At 70.3% G+C, this 17,404-nt stretch carries 12 protein-coding genes; 2 read left to right on the forward strand and 10 right to left on the reverse strand.

Annotated elements, in window-relative coordinates; all coding sequences use genetic code 11:
- Positions 1 to 312: 312 nt before the first annotated feature.
- From ACTWQI_RS14835 to ACTWQI_RS14860, 6 genes are all read right to left on the reverse strand, one after another.
- On the reverse strand, positions 313 to 2,241 hold the full coding sequence (locus ACTWQI_RS14835) for an exo-alpha-sialidase (protein WP_443270612.1): 1,929 nt from the start codon (positions 2,239 to 2,241) through the stop codon (positions 313 to 315).
- A gap of 292 nt (positions 2,242 to 2,533) precedes the next feature.
- Entirely contained in the window at positions 2,534 to 3,436 is a 903-nt protein-coding gene (gene fdhD, locus ACTWQI_RS14840; RefSeq protein ID WP_443270614.1) for a formate dehydrogenase accessory sulfurtransferase FdhD, read from the reverse strand.
- An 8-nt stretch (positions 3,437 to 3,444) separates the two neighbouring features.
- A complete protein-coding gene (locus ACTWQI_RS14845; protein WP_443270616.1) occupies positions 3,445 to 4,314 on the reverse strand; it encodes a 2Fe-2S iron-sulfur cluster-binding protein in 870 nt (289 codons plus the stop codon).
- Positions 4,311 to 6,731, reverse strand: a complete 2,421-nt coding sequence (locus tag ACTWQI_RS14850) for an NADH-ubiquinone oxidoreductase-F iron-sulfur binding region domain-containing protein (RefSeq protein WP_443270618.1) — start codon at positions 6,729 to 6,731, stop codon at positions 4,311 to 4,313. The genes ACTWQI_RS14845 and ACTWQI_RS14850 overlap by 4 nt, the downstream gene beginning before the upstream one ends.
- 9 nt (positions 6,732 to 6,740) lie before the next feature.
- Positions 6,741 to 8,723 carry a molybdopterin oxidoreductase family protein gene (locus ACTWQI_RS14855; RefSeq protein WP_443270620.1) on the reverse strand — a complete coding sequence of 661 codons (1,983 nt, stop codon included), beginning with the start codon at positions 8,721 to 8,723 and terminating at the stop codon, positions 6,741 to 6,743.
- 10 nt (positions 8,724 to 8,733) lie between these two features.
- Positions 8,734 to 9,717: a 2-dehydropantoate 2-reductase gene (locus tag ACTWQI_RS14860; protein WP_443270741.1), complete on the reverse strand. Its 984-nt coding sequence runs from the start codon at positions 9,715 to 9,717 to the stop codon at positions 8,734 to 8,736.
- 266 nt (positions 9,718 to 9,983) lie between these two features.
- On the opposite strand from ACTWQI_RS14860, the gene ACTWQI_RS14865 reads away from it, so the two are divergent.
- Entirely contained in the window at positions 9,984 to 10,868 is an 885-nt protein-coding gene (locus ACTWQI_RS14865; protein ID WP_443270622.1) for a glutamate ABC transporter substrate-binding protein, read from the forward strand.
- A gap of 28 nt (positions 10,869 to 10,896) precedes the next feature.
- Here the strand turns inward: ACTWQI_RS14865 and ACTWQI_RS14870 are convergent, their stop codons facing one another.
- Positions 10,897 to 11,526: a GNAT family N-acetyltransferase gene (locus ACTWQI_RS14870; RefSeq protein ID WP_443270623.1), complete on the reverse strand. Its 630-nt coding sequence runs from the start codon at positions 11,524 to 11,526 to the stop codon at positions 10,897 to 10,899.
- A gap of 238 nt (positions 11,527 to 11,764) precedes the next feature.
- On the opposite strand from ACTWQI_RS14870, the gene ACTWQI_RS14875 reads away from it, so the two are divergent.
- Complete coding sequence (locus ACTWQI_RS14875; protein ID WP_443270625.1) at positions 11,765 to 12,442, forward strand: GntR family transcriptional regulator; 678 nt, start codon at positions 11,765 to 11,767, stop codon at positions 12,440 to 12,442.
- Positions 12,443 to 12,538: 96 nt separating this feature from the next.
- On the opposite strand, the gene ACTWQI_RS14880 is transcribed toward ACTWQI_RS14875, so the two are convergent.
- From ACTWQI_RS14880 to frc, 3 genes are all read right to left on the reverse strand, one after another.
- Positions 12,539 to 13,927 carry an OFA family MFS transporter gene (locus ACTWQI_RS14880; protein ID WP_443270627.1) on the reverse strand — a complete coding sequence of 463 codons (1,389 nt, stop codon included), beginning with the start codon at positions 13,925 to 13,927 and terminating at the stop codon, positions 12,539 to 12,541.
- A gap of 78 nt (positions 13,928 to 14,005) precedes the next feature.
- Positions 14,006 to 16,171 (reverse strand): acetate--CoA ligase family protein, encoded by a 2,166-nt coding sequence (locus tag ACTWQI_RS14885; RefSeq protein ID WP_443270629.1) that lies wholly within the window; start codon positions 16,169 to 16,171, stop codon positions 14,006 to 14,008.
- Positions 16,171 to 17,400, reverse strand: a complete 1,230-nt coding sequence (gene frc / locus ACTWQI_RS14890; protein WP_443270630.1) for a formyl-CoA transferase — start codon at positions 17,398 to 17,400, stop codon at positions 16,171 to 16,173. Before frc ends, ACTWQI_RS14885 begins: the two co-directional genes overlap by 1 nt.
- Positions 17,401 to 17,404: the final 4 nt, after the last annotated feature.

The following is a 17,404-nucleotide window of genomic DNA, read 5'->3' on the forward strand; positions in this document are numbered from 1 at the left end:
TGAGTAAGTACCCGCGCGCGGAATCTCCACCGAATCCACCCCGGTCTGTCACGAGCTCTCTACAGCGTGTTGGTTCGCCAGGCCGAGCCGCTCGCCGCGGGGGCCGCTCAGCGGTGGGGGCCGGGGGCTGGTGCCGGGGCCCCGGGGGTGGAGGTCCTGTCGCCGTCGTACTCAGCCCACCGCCGGACGGGGAGAGCACTGGGTCCACCGTCCTAGACGTCGCCCGCTCGTTCCGGGTTCCCGGCGATCGCGGGGCATCCCGGGACCCGCCCGGACGGGAGACCGGTTCCGGCCGGGCGGGTCCACGTTTCTTTAGGAGGGCGGGTCGATCCGGTCGAGGGGGAGCGAGAGGACGGGCGGATCGGGGATCGGGGCGTTGGAGGTGCGGACCCGTTCCAGCTCCTGGTCGGACAGGGCCCGGTCGTAGACGCGGACCTCGTCGAGCGAGCCGGTGAGCCAACCGCGGCTGTCGGCCTTCTGGCCCAGGTGGACGCCGAAGGTCGAGGACCGGCTGACCGTGCCCGGCACGTCGGGCACGGAGGTCGCCTTCCCGTCGATGGTCAGGATCAGCCGCCCGCCGGTGCGGCGCAGCGCCATGTGGTGCCAGCGGTCGTCGTTGAGCGCCCCGGTCGTGGCCACCCAGGCCGTCGCGGGCGGTGCCGCGCCGTTGACCGTGGTGATGAGGGCGATCAGCCGGTTACGCGCCGGCTCGCCGCGCAGCCATACCTGCGGCCGGTTGCCGACCCCGCCCATCCAGAGGAACGGCTGGTCACCGCTGGTGGCCTTGTAGCGGAACCACAGGCTCGCGGTGAAGTCACCGGCGCCGAGCGGCAGCGAGCTGCGGAACGGCAGCCGCACTGCGTCGTCGGCACCGTCGAAGGCCACGGCATTCCCGAACCGGCCCTTTGTACTCGGGGCTCCGCCGAGCACGGCCGCGCCCCGGGCGTTGGGGGCCAGGTCCGGGGTCGTCGGATCCGGTCCGCGCCGTGGGCCCAGCCAGGACTCGGTGAACCGGACGAAGCGGATCTCGTCCCGCGCGTCGACCGCCCCGCCCTCGTACATCAGCCCGACCACGTCCTTCGAGACGCCGACCATGTCGGAGTAGCCGGACCAGTCGGCGGTCACCGTCCTGCCCCGGTCCACGCTCTCCCACGTGCCCCCCTCGTCGTACGAGGACCGGATCATCATCGTGCGGCGACGGTCCGGGTCGGCCGGGGCGGAGAGGAGCAGCCTGCTGTAACCGTCGGTCGAGCTACTGCGCAGCCGTAGCACCGAGCTCTGCACCATGGGCGTGTAGAAGTCCGGGAGCGCCCGGAACGGCCTGGTGAAACTCGTCCCGCCGTCCTCGCTCACCGCGTACGTGCGGTGGCCGAGGTCCGTGCCGTCCTGCTCGCGCCCGCTCACGTACAGCGCACCGTCGGCGCGTTCCACCAGGGTCAGCTCGGACGGCTTCTGACGGAACGTGCCGTCGAGCGCTATAGGCCAGGTGTCCACCGCGCCGATCTTCCAGTTCCGCCCCCCGTCGTCACTGTGCACCAGAGCCGCGTGGTTGGAGCTGATGCGCGTGCCGTCGTGGGTCTCGGTGTTGATGCCCAGCACCAGGCGGCCCGCGTGAGGGCCGTGCGCCAGCTGGATGCCGTGCACCGGCCCGGTGGCGTACCAGGAGTTCCAGTCCGGTCGCCGGATGGACGCGGTCAGATCCTCGGGTCGCGACCACGTCTTGCCGTCGTCGTCGCTGTACTGCAGATGCGGTCGGCGGTCGCAGGGCACGTCGCAGGGCCGGGAGTCGTCGCGGCCCTTGTTGTACGTGGTGGCGAGCACGATGCGGCCCGTCTTGCGGTCGACGACGGGAGCCGGATTGCCGTGGGTGTCGCCGGCGCCCTTGTCGATCACCTGGAGCCGGCTCCAGGTACGCCCGCCGTCCGTGGAGCGCTTGAGAACCAGATCGATGTCTCCGGCGTCTCCGCAGTTGTCCACCCGGCCCTCGGCGAAGGCCAGCAGGGTGCCGCTGTTGGTCTTCACGATCGCCGGAATGCGGAAGCAGGAGTACCCGGGGTCCTGCGAGGCCTTGAACAGGACTTGTTGCTCGAAGTCGGCACGGGCCGCGGCCCGGGATTCCTCTGCGGCCGCGGCCCTTACGGTAACCGCTGGTGAGATGAGCACCACGGTGGCGACTAACGCCCATACGCGATGCCATCGGACTCTTCTGACTCTTGTGGGGGAACGAAGATATGACGGCATGACACGTCCCTTCAGCCGATCAACAGGACATCCCACGTCATATGTCCTGATCTTTCGAAGGTACGTGCCAAGTAACACCCCGACAAGCACCCCTGCGCCACTCAGCTCTTCCGGAGTACGGCCCCTCTTGGAGTGTCCCCCGAGCCGACGCTTTGTCAGCTCCTTAAGATTTAAAGGAAGTTGGGGTCAATGGCCGATACGCGGGGGAAATGGGCGGCGGCGGGGACCGGCCGGCGCAGGGGGCGCTCCCCGCCGGCCGGTCCTCCGGCCCGTGCAGCGGGCGGTGTGCGCCTCAGCGCCCGGTGGCCGCGGCCCGCAGGGCGAGGCGCTCCTCGCCCGCGTACACGTTCATGGAGTTGCCGCGCAGAAAGCCGACCAGCGTCAGACCGGTCTCCGCCGCCAGGTCCACCGCGAGCGACGACGGGGCCGAGACCGCGGCCAGCACCGGAATGCCCGCCATGACCGCCTTCTGTGCCAGCTCGAAGGACGCGCGGCCCGACACCAGCAGGATCGTCCGGGAGAGCGGCAGCCCGCCCGACTGCAGGGCACGGCCGATCAGCTTGTCCACCGCGTTGTGCCGGCCGACGTCCTCCCGCAGGTCCAGCAGCTCGCCCTTCGCGGAGAACAGGCCCGCGGCGTGCAGGCCCCCGGTCCGGTCGAAGACCCGCTGCGCCGCCCGCAGCCGGTCGGGGAGGGAGGACAGCAGGGCGGGCTCGACCCGGACCGGGGGAGTGTCGGCGATCGGCCAGCGGGCCGTGGTCCGTACGGCCTCCAGACTCGCCTTGCCGCACAGACCGCACGACGACGTGGTGTAGACGTTCCGCTCGAGAGTGATGTCCGGGACGGGGACACCGGCCGCGAGCTGCACGTCCACCACGTTGTACGTGTTCGAGCCTCCCCCAGCTACCTCCCCCAGCCTTCGGCCGGGAGGTGCCCCCAGGGGTGCCCCCGCGGCGGTCGCGCCCGCGCAGTACACGATGTTCGCCAGCTCCTCCGCGCTGGCCAGTACGCCCTCGCTCACCAGGAAACCGGCGGCGAGAGCGAAGTCGTCGCCGGGCGTGCGCATGGTGATCGCGAGTGGCTTGCCGTTCAGCCGGATCTCCAGCGGCTCCTCGGCGACGAGCGTGTCCGGGCGCGTGCCGACGGACTCGCCCCGGATGCGCAGTACGCGTCGGCGCTCGGTGACCCGTCCCATGATCAGTCTCACTCGTTTCGATCAACGCTGTGAACGTGCTGGTAGCCGAAGCGGCCCTTGATGCAGAGGTTGCCGTGGGTCACCGGGTTGTCGTGCGGGGAGGTGACCTTCACGATCTCATTGTCCTGCACGTGCAGGGTGAGGTTGCAGCCCACGCCGCAGTAGGCGCAGATCGTTGTGGTCTCCGTCTGGCGGGACTCGTCCCAGGTCCCGGCGGCGCGCATGTCGAACTCGCTCTTGAAACTCAGGGCGCCCGTCGGGCACACCTCGATGCAGTTTCCGCAGTAGACGCAGGCCGAATCGGGCAGCGGCGTGTCGTGTTCGGTCGAGATGCGGGCGTCGAAGCCGCGGCCCGCGACGGCGATGGCGAAGGTGTTCTGCCACTGGTCACCGCAGGCGTCCACACACTTGTAGCAGAGGATGCACTTGTCGTAGTCGCGGACGTAGAGATCGTTGTCGACCTTCGGCTCCTCGTTCATCCGGGCCGCGGCCGGCCCGAAACGCTCGGGCTCCGCCTCGTACTCCTTGATCCACTCGGCCGCGCGCGGCGTCGTCGACAAGTCCACCGACGAGGCGAGCAGCTCCAGCACCACCCGGCGGCTGTGGCGGGTCCGCTCGGTGTCCGTACGGACCGTCATGCCCGGCTCGGCGCGGCGCGAGCAGGCGGGCGCGAGGGTCCGGGATCCTTCGACCTCCACGACGCACACCCGGCAGGCGTTCTTGGGCGTGAGCGTGTCACCCTGGCAGAGCGTCGGTACGTCCTTGCCCTCGGCCCGACACGCGTCGAGGATCGTCGAGCCCTCCGGCACCCGGACGGACCGGTCGTCGAGCGTGAACTCGACGAGGCGGCGGGGTGGTTGAAGCGGTATCGCGGTCATCGGTAGGCCCCCAGCCGTTCGATGGCGGACTCCACGGCGTTCCAGGCGGTCTGTCCCAGACCGCAGATCGAGGCGTCGCGCATGGCCCGGCCGACCTCGCGCAGCAGCTCGATGTCGGCGGCGGCCGCCGCGCCCGTGCGGTCGGCGATGCGGTGCAGAGCCTCTTCCTGCCGTACGGTCCCGACACGGCAGGGCACGCACTGCCCGCAGGACTCGTCGCGGAAGAACTCGGCGATGCGCAGCAGGAGGCGCGGCAGTTCGACGGTGTCGTCGAGGAAGAGGACGACGCCGGAGCCGAGGGTGGTCCCGGCGGCCCGGGTGCCCTCGAAGGTGAGCGGGATGCCGAGTTCGTCGGGCCGTACGAAGCCGCCGGCCGCGCCGCCGAGCAGCACCGCCCGCAGGCCGCGGCCCTCCGGCACACCGCCGGCCATCTCGTAGAGCTCGCGCAGGGTGGCCCCGAACGGCAACTCGTAGACGCCGGCGCGGACGATGTTCCCCGAGACGCAGAAGAGCTTGGTGCCGGTCGAGTTCCCGGTGCCGATGGATGCGTACGCCTCGGCGCCGCGCTCGAGGATCGGCAGGACGTTCACCAGTGTCTCGACGTTGTTGACGGCGGTCGGCTTCCCGAACAGGCCCTTCTCGACCGGGAACGGCGGCTTGCTGCGCGGCTCGCCGCGCCTGCCCTCGATCGAGTTGAAGATCGCGGTCTCCTCGCCGCAGATGTACGCGCCCGCGCCACGCCGGATCTCGATGTCGAAGACGTAGCCCTGGCCGAGCACGCTCTGGCCGAGCAGGCCGCGGGCTCGGGCCTGGGCGATGGCATGCTCCAGCCGTCGCAGAGCGCGCGGATACTCGCCGCGCAGATAGAGGTATCCGCGGCGGGCACCTGTGGCGTAGCCGGCGATGGTCATCGCCTCGATCAGCGCGTACGGATCGCCCTCCATCAGGACTCGGTCCTTGAAGGTGCCGGGCTCGCTCTCGTCGGCGTTGCAGACGAGGTAGTGCGGGTAGTCGGGCTGCCGGGCGGTGGCCTCCCACTTCCGTCCGGTGGGGAACGCCGCCCCGCCGCGCCCGACAAGCCCGGCGTCCGTCATCTCGCGGATGACGGCCGCGGGGCCGAGCGCGAACGCTCGCCGCAGAGCGGTGTATCCGCCGTGCGCGCGATAGTCGTCCAGGCTGGCGGGGTCGACGACGCCGACCCGACGCAGCAGGACGAGTCCGGGGTCGCCGGCCTGCGGGACTTCCGCGCGGGGCGCGGGCTCCGCGGCCCGCGCGGCCGCACCCGTCGCCTGCGGCACGGCAGCCGCGGCGGGCGGCTCCGCTGGCGCGTCCTGCGGCGCCGACGCGGCCGCTGCCACGGCTTCCACCGTGGCCGGGGCGATCACGGCTGTCGCGAAGTGTGCGCGGCGGATGACTTCCCCGACCCCGCTCTTTCCCGAAACCGGGGCTGCCGCCCCGGACCCCCCGGCGGGGGCCGGTGGCTTGCCTCCGGCGGCCGGGGGGAACTCTTCCGCCGCAGCGGCGGGCGGACCATTGGCGGAGTCCGGCGGTGCGAAACTGGCCGTCGGCTGCGGAGGTCCGATGGCCGCCGGTCCGCTGTCATCCGGTTGCGCGTCGTCGCGGCGGATGACTTCCCCGACCCCGCTCTTTCCCGAAACCGGGGCTGCCGCCCCGGACCCTCCGGCGGGGGCCGGTGGCTTGCCTCCGGCGGCCGGGGGGAACTCTTCCGCCGCAGCGGCGGGTGGACCATCGGCGGAGTCCGGCGGTGCGAAACCGGCCGTCGGGTGTGGCGGTTGCTCGACGGCGCGGCGGGGAGTGCTGTCCGCCGCGACGGCGAGTCGTCCGGCGGCGGAGTTCGGCGGTGCCGAACTGGGCTTGGCGATGGGGCGTGGTGTCCGGGCCGCGGCCCCCGTGGTGGGGCGGCCCGCGCGGATCGCGAGCGCCGCCGGGGCGCGCTCGCAGAGGCCCAGGCAGGGGCTCGGTTGCCAGACGGCGCCGTCGCGGGGCCGGCCCGGTGGACCGAGGCGGGTCTCCAGGCCCGCGCACAGCGCGGCCGAGCCGCGGCTCGTGCACGCGAGATCCGTGCAGACGTGCACCACCGTCGCGGGACGCAGTGTGACCGCGAACATCGAGTAGAACGTGGCCACTCCGTACGCCTCCGCCGGCGGCACCGTCAGCCGTCGGCACAGGTAGTCCAGCGCGCCCTCGCTGATCCATCCCACCCGGTCGTTGATGGCGTGCAAACCCGGCAGCAGCAGGTCGCGGCGGTCGCGAGCCTGCCGGCCACCGCGCGCCCAGCGCAGATCCGTGTCTGTGCGGTCCGCGCCCTCCCAGGCGGACGCGGGCGGCCCGAGCAGCGCGTCGACGGCGGCCTTCTCCTCGTCCGTCGGTTTGCTGTCGCCGAAGCGCAGGTCCATCTCGTACGGTCACCTCGCTCCAGCCGTCGTGGACAGGGCCGTCTCCGCCGTCCCGGGGGTCGCCGGCACGACGGGCAGTTTTTCGATCCGGATGGCCGAGGCCTTGAACTCGGCCGTGCCGGCGATCGGGCAATTGGCCTCGATCGTCAGCTGATTGGTGTCGACCTCGTCCGGGAAGTGCATGGTCATGAAGGCCAGCCCGGGCCGCAGTCCCGTATCGATCCAGACCGGTGCCACCACGGCCCCGCGCCGCGAAACGACCCGCACGTCCTCGCCCGCCACAACGCCGTAGCGCTCCGCGTCCTCCGGGCAGAGCTCCACGTATTCGCCGCGCCGCAGCGGTGAGGTGAAACTGCCGCTCTGCACACCGGTGTTGTACGAGTCGAGCCGCCGACCGGTCGTCAGGCGGAGCGGATACGCCTCGTCCGTGAGATCGACCGGAGGATCGTGCCGGACGAGGCCGAAGGGGGCGCGCATGCCGCGCCGGGCAGGGTCTGACTCCCACAGCCGCCCGTGCAGATAGCTCGGCTCCAGCCGGCCGAGGTCGGGACACGGCCACTGGATTCCCTGGTGCTCCTCCAGCCGCTCGTAGCTCATCCCGAAGTGGTCGGGGGAGACGGACCGCAGTTCGTTCCAGACCTCTTCCGCGTCGGTGAACTTCCAGTCGTGGCCGAGGCGTCGTGCCAGTTCGCAGATGATGTCGATGTCCTCGCGCGCCTCGCCGGGCGGGTCCACGGCCTTGCGCACCCGCTGGACGCGCCGCTCGCTGTTGGTCGTGGTCCCCTCTGTCTCGCACCAGGCCGCCGTCGCGGGGAGCACGACGTCCGCCAGCTCGGCGGTCTTCGTGAGGAAGATGTCCTGGACGACGAGGTGGTCGAGCGCCTTCAGCCGCTCCATCGCCTGCTCGCTGTCCGCCTCGGACTGGGCCGGGTTCTCCCCGATGCAGTAGACGGCACGCAGCGCCCCGGTCTCCATGGCCTCGAACATCTCGGTCAGGTTGAGCCCGTAGCGGGGCTGGATGACCGTGCCCCAGGCCGACTCGAGCTTCTCCCGCGCCTCCGCCTGGAGGATGTCCTGGAAGCCGGGGAGTCGGTTGGGGATGGCGCCCATGTCCCCGCCGCCCTGGACGTTGTTCTGGCCGCGCAGCGGCTGCAGCCCGGAGCCGTGGCGCCCCACATGGCCGGTCAGCAGCGACAGGTTGATCAGCGCGCGCACATTGTCCGTGCCGTTGTGGTGTTCGGTGATGCCGAGCGTCCAGCAGAGCTGCGCGCGTTCGGCGGTTGCGTACCCGTGCGCCAGGTCCCGTATCGCGGCCGCGGGCACCCCCGTCACCTTCTCGGCCAGGCTCGGCGTCCACGGCTCGACCTCGGCCGCGTACTCCTCGAAGCGCGTCGTCGCGCGCTCGATGAAGGAGCGGTTGGCGAGTCCGGAGTGGATGATCTCGCGGCCGATGGCGTGGGCGAGCGGGATGTCCGTGCCCACGTTGAGCCCGAGCCAGCTCTCCGCCCATTCAGCAGTGCTGGTGCGCCGGGGGTCGATGGCGTACATCCGGGCCCCGTTCCGTATCCCCTTCAGCACGTGCTGGAAGAAGATGGGGTGCGCGAAGCGGGCGTTGGAGCCCCACATCACGATGAGGTCCGTGTCCTCGACCTCGGCGTAGGAGGATGTGCCGCCGCCGGAGCCGAAGACCGCCGACAGCCCGGCGACGCTGGGCGCGTGACAGGTCCTGTTGCAGGAGTCCACGTTGTTGGTGCCCATGACCACACGGGTGAACTTCTGCGCCACGTAGTTCATTTCATTGGTGGCGCGGGCGCAGGAGAACATGCCGAAGGCGTCGGGTCCATGGTCCGCCACGGCGCGCTCGAAGCCGGCTGCGGCCCGGTCGAGCGCCTCGTCCCAGCCGGCCTGCCGGAACCCGCCGCTGCCGTCCCGTACGAGCGGGTGGGTGAGGCGCTGATACTGCTTGGGCTTTCGATCGCGGTGACGGGGCACGGGTGCTCCTTCAGGCAGCAGTGTGCTGAACACTGGTTTCGGCGAGCAGATCGGCGAGCGCGTGGACCGCGCGCAGGGTGGGCACGGGCGTGCCGGTGAGATCGGCGAGCTCGACGACCGCGGCGAGCAGCACGTCGAGTTCGAGCGGCTTGCCCTTCTCCAGGTCCTGGAGGGTGGAGGTCTTGTGGTCGCCGACGCGCTCGGCGCCCGCGATCCGCCGTTCGATGGAGATCTTGGGACGGCAACCGACCGCGGCCGCCACGTCCAGGGTCTCCCGCATCATGGCCTCGACCAGTGCGCGGGTGTCGCGGTGCCGACAGATCTGGCCCATGGTCGCGCGGGCGAGGGCGCTGATCGGATTGAAGGAGATGTTGCCGAGCAGTTTGATCCAGATGTCGTCCCGGAGGTCCTGCTCCACAGGGCACTTGAGGCCCCCGGCCCGCATCGCCTCGCTGAAGTCGAGACAGCGCCGGGACACCGTCGCATCGGGCTCACCGATGGAGAATCGGGTTCCTTCCAAGTGCCGTACGACGCCGGGGGCGGCGAGCTCTGTCGCGGCGTAGACGACACAGCCCACGGCTCGGTGGGGTGGCAGCGTGGCGCTGACCGCACCCCCTGGATCGACGCTCTCGATGCGATGCCCGGCGTACGGGCCGGGGAGCCCGTGGAAGTACCACCAGGGGATGCCGTTCTGAGCGGCGATCACGGCGGTCCGGTCGCCGAGCAGCGGGTGCACCAGGGGGCCGGAGGCGGCATAGGAGTGGGCCTTCAGGCCGAGGAACACGTAGTCCACCGGCCCGACGTCGGCGGGATCTCCGGTGGTGGAAGGTCGCGCCGTGAAGTCCCCCCGCGGGCTGACGACCCGCACGCCGTCGCGTCGCATGGCCTCGAGGTGCGCACCGCGGGCGATGAGATGCACCTCGACGCCCGCGCGATCCAGCGCGGCGCCGACGTACGCGCCGATGGCTCCGGCGCCGACAACTGCGACTTTCACCATGAGGCTCCGTTCGGTTGAGGGACCGAGGCCGAGGAGCTCTGCCGATGTGGAGTAGACAGAATATTGTCTACAGTATGCTCTTGGTGGGGTCAAGGGTATGACGTCGGCGTCTGATGTGAGGGCCGGCGGCCGGTCTGATACCGGTGGCGCTGCGCTGCGCCAGGTACAGTGCACGCTTCGGCGGGAGGGAGGCGAGGTGGGGATCGAGCCACACGAGGCCTCGGCCCGTCGGCTGCCCGACCTCACCACGCTTGGAGCACCACATGGCCGTCCGCAGAAAGGCCTTCGCCGCGGGCATCACCGTTTGCCTCGCCGCAGTTCTCACCCTCACCGGTTGCGGCGGCACGGACACCGAAGCCGATGAGCCCGTATGGGTCGAGCCGAACCCCACGTTTCCGGCCGGCAGCACCATGGAGCGGCTGCACACCTCGGGCAAGATCAAAATCGGGGTGAAGTTCGACCAGCCCGGTGTGGGTTTCAAGAAGCCCGGATCGGACCGCCCTGAGGGCTTCGACATCGAGGTGGCGCAGATCATCGCGGGCAAGCTCGGCATCGAGCCGGAGAAGATCCAGTGGGTCGAGGCCCTGCCGAAGAACCGCGAGCGCTTCCTGCAGAACGGGACCGTCGATCTCGTGGTGGCCACGTACTCGATCACTCCCGAGCGCCGCAAGATCGTCGGCCTCGCCGGGCCGTATTACGTCACCGGTCAGCAACTGCTCGTACGGAAGGGCGACACCAGCATCTCCGGGCCGAAGGATCTGAAGGGCAAGCGGGTCTGCTCGGCCGCCGGGAGCACGTCGATCAAGAACGTCGAGGAGAAGTATCAGGCCCAGCCGGTCCCGTACGGCACGTACACCGAATGCGTGGAACAGCTCCTCGACGAGAAGGTCGACGCCGTGACCACGGACGGGGCGCTGCTGCTCGGCTACGCCGCCGAGAAGCCCAATGAGCTGGAGGTCGTCGGCGAGCCGTTCAGCGAGGAGCGCTACGGCGTGGGCTATCGCAAGGGCGACCAGCAGATGTGCGAGTTCCTCAACAAGACACTCGACCGCTCCTACCGGGACGGGACATGGGTCGACGCGCTCTCCAAGACGCTGTGGAAGACCTCCGGGGCGGTGCCCTATCCGGACGTGGATCCCTGTCCGTGACGCTCGGGCGAGGAATGCTGTGCGACTCTCAAGGGCGGGGGTCGCGCCACATCGGCCACATCGGGGGGCCGCCCGGCAGGTCGACCCTCGTGCCCGTGAAGGCGAAGCCGAGCCGCTCGTAGAGCGCCTTGCTGCGGGCGTTGCTCGCCTCCAGGTAGGCGGGGACGCCTTCCCGGTCGCAGTGCTCCAGCACCGTGGTGAGCAGGGCGGTGCCGAGGCCCTCGCTCTGCCGGCCGGGAGTCACCACGATGGCCGGGAGGTAGAAGTGGTCGCGGTCGTGGGGATGGGCCTCCCCGGTCAACCGGCCGATGACAGCGGTGCGCTCGTTGCCCGGGTCGGCGGCGGCCATGCGCTCGGCCATGTCGCCCCCGTCCGTGTCCCGGTCCGCGTCCCCGTCCTCGGCTCCTGCCGAAACGGGCAGCCACAGCGCCGCCGCCGAGAGGTCGTCGGTGACGTCCACCCAGCCGTCGCGCAGTGCGGCGTCCAGGAAGACGCCGAAGAAGCGGGGCTGGACAGTGCGCCGGTGGGCTTCGTCCGGAAAGACCCAGGCGCTCACCGGATCGTCCATGAACGCCTCGCCCAGCAACTGGCTGATGGTCTCCCGCTCCTCCGGACGGGCACGGCGGATCGCGGCGGGAGCGGCGGCGGTCTGATTCACGAGTGGAGCCCCCCTGCTCTACGAGAGTCCTGTGCGGCAGTCGTACGAGTGGACGGTACCTCGCTGTCCGGCGGATGTGTCGGACAGCGGCCATCTGCACGACCGGTCACATTCCGAGGGGAGTTGACGGGGGGCGGAGCGGCGAAGGGGCACACCTCGAGCCGTCCCCGCGTACTCGGTAGACTGTAGACGATAGCCAATCAGTCCCGGCTTGTCTCCGAACCCCGAGGGGGCCTCGATGCTGTCCGCAGGACTTCCGCACGGAGCTGTGCCCAGGCTCGAACGTCCCGGTCCGCTCCGCGAGCGGGTATACGAAGCGCTGCTGGAGCTGATCACGACGCGCGCCCTGCAGCCGGGGCAGCATCTCGTCGAGAGCGAGCTCGCCGGCCACCTCGGGGTGTCGCGGCAGCCGGTCCGCGAGGCGCTGCAGCGGCTCAACAACGAGGGCTGGGTGGATCTCCGCCCCGCCCAGGGGGCGTTCGTGCACGAGCCCACCGAGGAGGAGGCGGACCAGCTCCTCTCCGTGCGCACCCTTCTGGAGGCCGAGGCCGCCCGGCTCGCCGCCGCCCATGCGACGACCGCGGGCATCGCGGAACTCGAGGAGCTGTGCCTGCAGGGCGAACGGGCCGTGGAGCGCGATGCCGTGGACGTCGTCGTGGACGCCAATGCGGCCTTCCACGCGAAGGTCATGGAGCTGGCGGCGAACGCCGTTCTCGCCGAGCTCGCCGCGCAGGTCGGCCGACGCGTGCGCTGGTACTTCACCCCCGTCGCCCGGCAGCGCGGCAAGCAGTCCTGGGTGGAGCACCGCGAGTTGATCGACGCCATCGCGGCCCGCGACGAGCAGCGGGCCACGGAGATCATGCGCGCCCACACCGAGCACACCCGCGCCTCCTACCACCGGATGAACTCCGGCTGAACCGGGGCGCGTTCGCGCGTTCAGGACTGCCGGTCCCGCCGGACCCGGAAAGCCCGTCCCCGGGCCCGCCTGAGCGGATCCCGGGACGGGCGTCGTTCACATGACCTCTCGGCTGATCGGCTGCGGGTTGGGCGCGATGTGCCGGAGCCGCGGTCGGCCCGGCGGGTGCAGGAACACCGCGACAAAGCCAGCGAACAGCGAGATCGAGCCGGCCAGCGTGAAGGCGCCGACGTGGCCCCAGGCGCCCACGACCATCGCACCCACGCCGGAGCCGAGCAGGCCGGAGACCAACTTCGAGCTGTAGACCATCCCGTAGTTCGAGGCGTTGTTGTTCTCGCCGAAGTAGTCGGCGGTCATGGCCGCGAACATCGGGAAGATCGCGCCGCCGCCGAAGCCGGAGATGCTGGAGAAGATCAGGAACAGCGGCAGGCTGCCCATCTCACCGGACCAGATGATCCCGTACTGCGCCAGGCCCAGCACGATGCACACGAAGATCAGGCACTGCTTGCGGCCGTGGCGGTCGGAGAGCCAGCCGATCACGCCGCGCCCGGTGCCGTTGACGATCGCCTTCAGCGACATGGCGGTGGCCACGATGCCGCCGGCGAAGCCCGCCTCGTCGCCATAGTCCACCTGGAAGGCGATGCCGAAGATGTTCACGCCCGAGGTACACAGCAGGCAGAACCACATCAGCGCCACCCGGCCGGTCTGCCAGGCCTCCTTGGGTGTGTACTGCTTGACCGCCGGCGGGTTCTTCTCCAGCGACCGCCGCGCCCGCGGGTCGTTCGGCGGCTTGAGCGGATCCACCTGCTCCGGCCACCAGTTCTTGGGCGGGTCCTTGAAGAACCAGCCGCTCACCGCCACGACCAGCGACAGGAACAGACCGACGCCGAGGAGCACACCCCGGAAGTTGCTGAGGTCCATGTACTGGGTGAACAGGAACACGAACGGCACCGAGCCGTAGGCGAAACCACCGTTGACGAAGCCGGTCTTGCCGCCCCTGCGCTCCGGATACCACTTGCCCACCATGTTCACGCAGGTCGCGTACACCAGACCCGCGCCCATGCCGCTGAAGGCGCCGAAGCCGATGTACGCCACGATCACGTGTGGCGCATACGCCAGCGACAGATAGCCCATCAGGGTGCCGACGGCACCCAGGACCATCGCCCAGCGGGCCGGCAGCGTGCCGTTCTCCCGCATCTTCCCGGCCGGGAACGCCACGGCGGCCTGGAAGAACACCCAGACGCCGAGCATCCAGAAGATATGCTGCGAGTTCCAGTGATGGGCCGTGTGCAGGGTGTCCTCGGCGGACGCGAACGCGTACTCCGCCGAGCTGATGCCCATCATGCCGATCCACGGGAACAGCACCATGGTCCAGCGCGGCCGCCCCATGATGTCCCGGTCGCTCTCACCGATCCGGTACACGCGGCCGTTGCGGTCCGTCACCTCCCTGCACGAGACGGACGTGAGGACGTCGGTTGTTGTCATGTCGAACCCCTTGCTGTGAAAGAGCCTGGCCAGCGCCCCCTGTCCGGTTCTCTTCGCTTCTGGGACTCGCCCATGCGGCTACGTCAGCTGCGGCCTGAAGCGTGGTGGTGGAGCCAGCAGTCCCGCGGCCCGCGCCCAGCGGTACTTGGCGCCGAGCACCGCGACCGGCTTCTCGGTGGTGTACGGGTAGGCCACGACGCCGCGCTCGAAGAGGTACGCCGACGCCCGCTCGACCTCGGTGTCGCCCGCCAGCGAGGCCACGACCGGCTTCTCGATGCCCCGGGCCCGGAACTCCTCGACGATGCGCGCCGTCAGCTCCGCGAACACCATCGGCGGTGTGACGATCGTGTGCCAGTAGCCGAGCACCAGCGCGTGGATGCGCGGATCCTCGAGCCCCAGCCTGATCGTCGCCTCGTACGTCGACGGCGGCTCGCCGCCGGTGATGTCCACCGGGTTGCCCGCCGCGCCGAATGGCGGGATGTGCTGTCGGAACGACTCGTCCAGGTCGGGCGGAATCTCCATCAGGGACAGTCCGTTGTCGACGATCGCGTCGGACAGCAGCACTCCGGATCCGCCGGCTCCGGTGATGATCACGATGTTGTCGCCCTGCGGGGCGGGCAGTACGGGCAGTGCCCGCGCGTACTCCAGCATCTCGCAGAGACCGGGCGCCCTGATGACCCCGGCCTGCCTCAGGATGTCGTCGTACACGGCGTCGTCGCCCGCAAGCGCACCCGTGTGCGATCCCGCGGCCTTCGCGCCCGCCGCCGTACGGCCCGCCTTCAGCACCACCACGGGCTTCTTCGGCACGGTCTCCCGAGCCGCCGCCACGAACGCCCGCCCGTCCTTGAGGTCTTCCAGGTGCATGGCGATGCAGCGGGTGTGCGGGTCCTCGCCGAAGTAGGTGAGCAGATCGTCCTCGTCGACGTCCGACTTGTTGCCGAGCCCCACGATCGCCGAGACACCGGTGCCGGTGGTCCGGGCGAAGCCGAGAATCGCCATGCCGATGCCACCCGACTGGGAGGTGAGGGCGACCGGGCCCTTCACGTCGTAGGGGGTGCAGAAGGTGGCGCAGAGGTCCTGCCACGGCGAGTAGTAGCCGTAGATGTTGGGCCCCAGCATCCGTACCCCGTGCCGCTCCGCGATGTCCACGATCCGCTGCTGGAGCTCGTGTTCACCGGTTTCGGCGAAGCCGGACGGGATGAGCACGGCGTTCGGGATGCCCCGGCGGCCGACCTCCTCCAGAGCGGCGGGCACGAACTTCGCGGGGATGGCGAAGACCGCCACGTCGACCTCGCCCGGCACATCCATCACTGTCTTGTACGCCTTGCGGCCCAGAATGTCATCGGCCTTGGGGTTCACCGGGTGAATCTCACCGGGGAAGCCGCCGTCGATGAGGTTCCGCATCACCGAATTGCCGATCTTCCCGGTCTCGTTGGAGGCTCCGATGACCGTGACCGAGCGTGGCTCCATCAGCCGGCGCATCGCACACAGGATCTCCTCGCGCGAGTGCCGGCGGCGCTCGGGTGCGGGGCTGTACGTCAGGAGTATCCGTACGTCCGCCGCGATCGCCCCGTCGGCCGTGGCGAAGACCGGATTCAGGTCCACCTCGGCGATCTCGGGGAAGTCGGCGGCCAGGTCGGAGACCCGTACGACCAGACCGGCCAGCGCCTCCCGGTCCACCGCACCCCCGCCCCGCACCCCGTGCAGCACCTCGGCGGCGCGGATCGAGTCGAGCATCGACAGCGCGTCGTCGCGGGTCGCCGGGGCGAGCCGGAAGGTGATGTCCTTCAGCACCTCCACCAGGATCCCGCCGAGCCCGAAGGCGACGACCTTGCCGAAGGTCGGGTCGGTGACGGCGCCGACGATGACTTCCCGGCCCCCGGCCGGCACCAACTGCTGCACCTGCACACCGCTGATCCGGGCGTTCGCGTCGTACGCCCGCGCACCCGCCACGATCGCGGCGAACGCCGTGCGCACCTCCGCCGCCGAGGCCACTCCGATCCGCACACCGCCCGCGTCGGTCTTGTGCAGGATCTCCGGAGAGACGATCTTCATGGCGACGGGGAAGCCGATCCGGTCGGCGAGGGCGACGGCCTCGTCGGCTGTCGTCGCCAGGCCCTCGGCGGGCGTGGGGATGCCGTACGCATCCGTGATGAGTTTGCCCTCGGGGGCGGTGAGCGCGGTACGCCCCTCGGAGCGCGCGGCGTCGAGAACGGCCCGTACGGCCGCCTTGTCATAGGGCATCAGATGACTCCGTTCGCCTTGAGCAGCCGTACTTCCTCGTCGCCGAGCCCGAGCTCGCCGATGTACACCTCTTCGTTGTGTTCGCCCAGCAGCGGCGAGCCGGTGATCTCGACCGGGGAGTCGGAGAGCTTCAGTGGAGAGCCCACGGTGGTGAAGGCCCCGCGCTCGGGGTGCTCGACCTCGACGACCAGCTCGTTCGCGACCAGGGACGCGTCCTCGATGATCTCTTTGGTGGAGAGGATCGGGCCGCACGGAATGTCGTGGGCGTTGAGGGCCTCCAGCACCTGCCACTTGGGCAGGGTGCTGCTCCACTCCTCGATGAGCTGGAACATCTTGCCGAGCTTCGGCAGCCGCGCCTCGGGCGTGGACCACTCGGGGTCGTCGGCCAGCTCGGGCCGGCCGATCAGCTCGGCGAGCGGGCGCCAGCCGACGGGCTGCACGATGACGTAGACGTAGTCGTTGGGGCCGCCGGGCGCGCACGTGACCGCCCAGCCGGGCTGCCCGCCGCCCGAGGCGTTGCCGGAGCGCGGCACCTCGTCGCCGAAGTCCTCGTTCGGGTACTCGGCGAGCGGCCCGTGCGCCAGCCGCTGCTGGTCGCGGAGTTTGACGCGGCAGAGGTTGAGGACCGCGTGCTGCATCGCGACGTTGACGCGCTGGCCGCGCCCGGTGCGAGTGCGCTGGTAGAGCGCGGCGAGGATGGCGGCGACGGCGTGCACTCCGGTGCCCGAGTCGCCGATCTGCGCCCCGGTCGCCAGCGGCGGCCCGTCCTCGAAGCCGGTCGTGGCCATGGATCCGCCCATGGCCTGGGCCACCACCTCGTACGCCTTGAACTTCGTGTACGGACCCTCGCCGAAGCCCTTGATCGAGGCGTAGACGATCCGCGGGTTGATCTCCCGGATGCGGTCCCAGGCGAAGCCCATCCGGTCGACGGCGCCCGGCCCGAAGTTCTCCACCAGCACATCGGAGCGGCGGATCAGCTCGGTCAGGATCTCCTTGCCGCGCTCGGTCTTGGCGTTGAGGGTGATGCTCCGCTTGTTGCAGTTGAGCATCGTGAAGTAGAGGCTGTCGACGTCCGGGATGTCGCGCAGCTGCCGGCGCGTGATGTCGCCGGTGGGAGCCTCGAGTTTGACGACGTCCGCGCCGAGCCAGGCGAGCAGCTGGGTGGCGGACGGCCCGGACTGCACATGCGTCATGTCGAGGATGCGTACTCCGTCGAGTGCCTTCGACACGGGA

The organism is Streptomyces sp. KR80 (assembly GCF_052245555.1).
Lineage (GTDB): Bacteria > Actinomycetota > Actinomycetes > Streptomycetales > Streptomycetaceae > Streptomyces.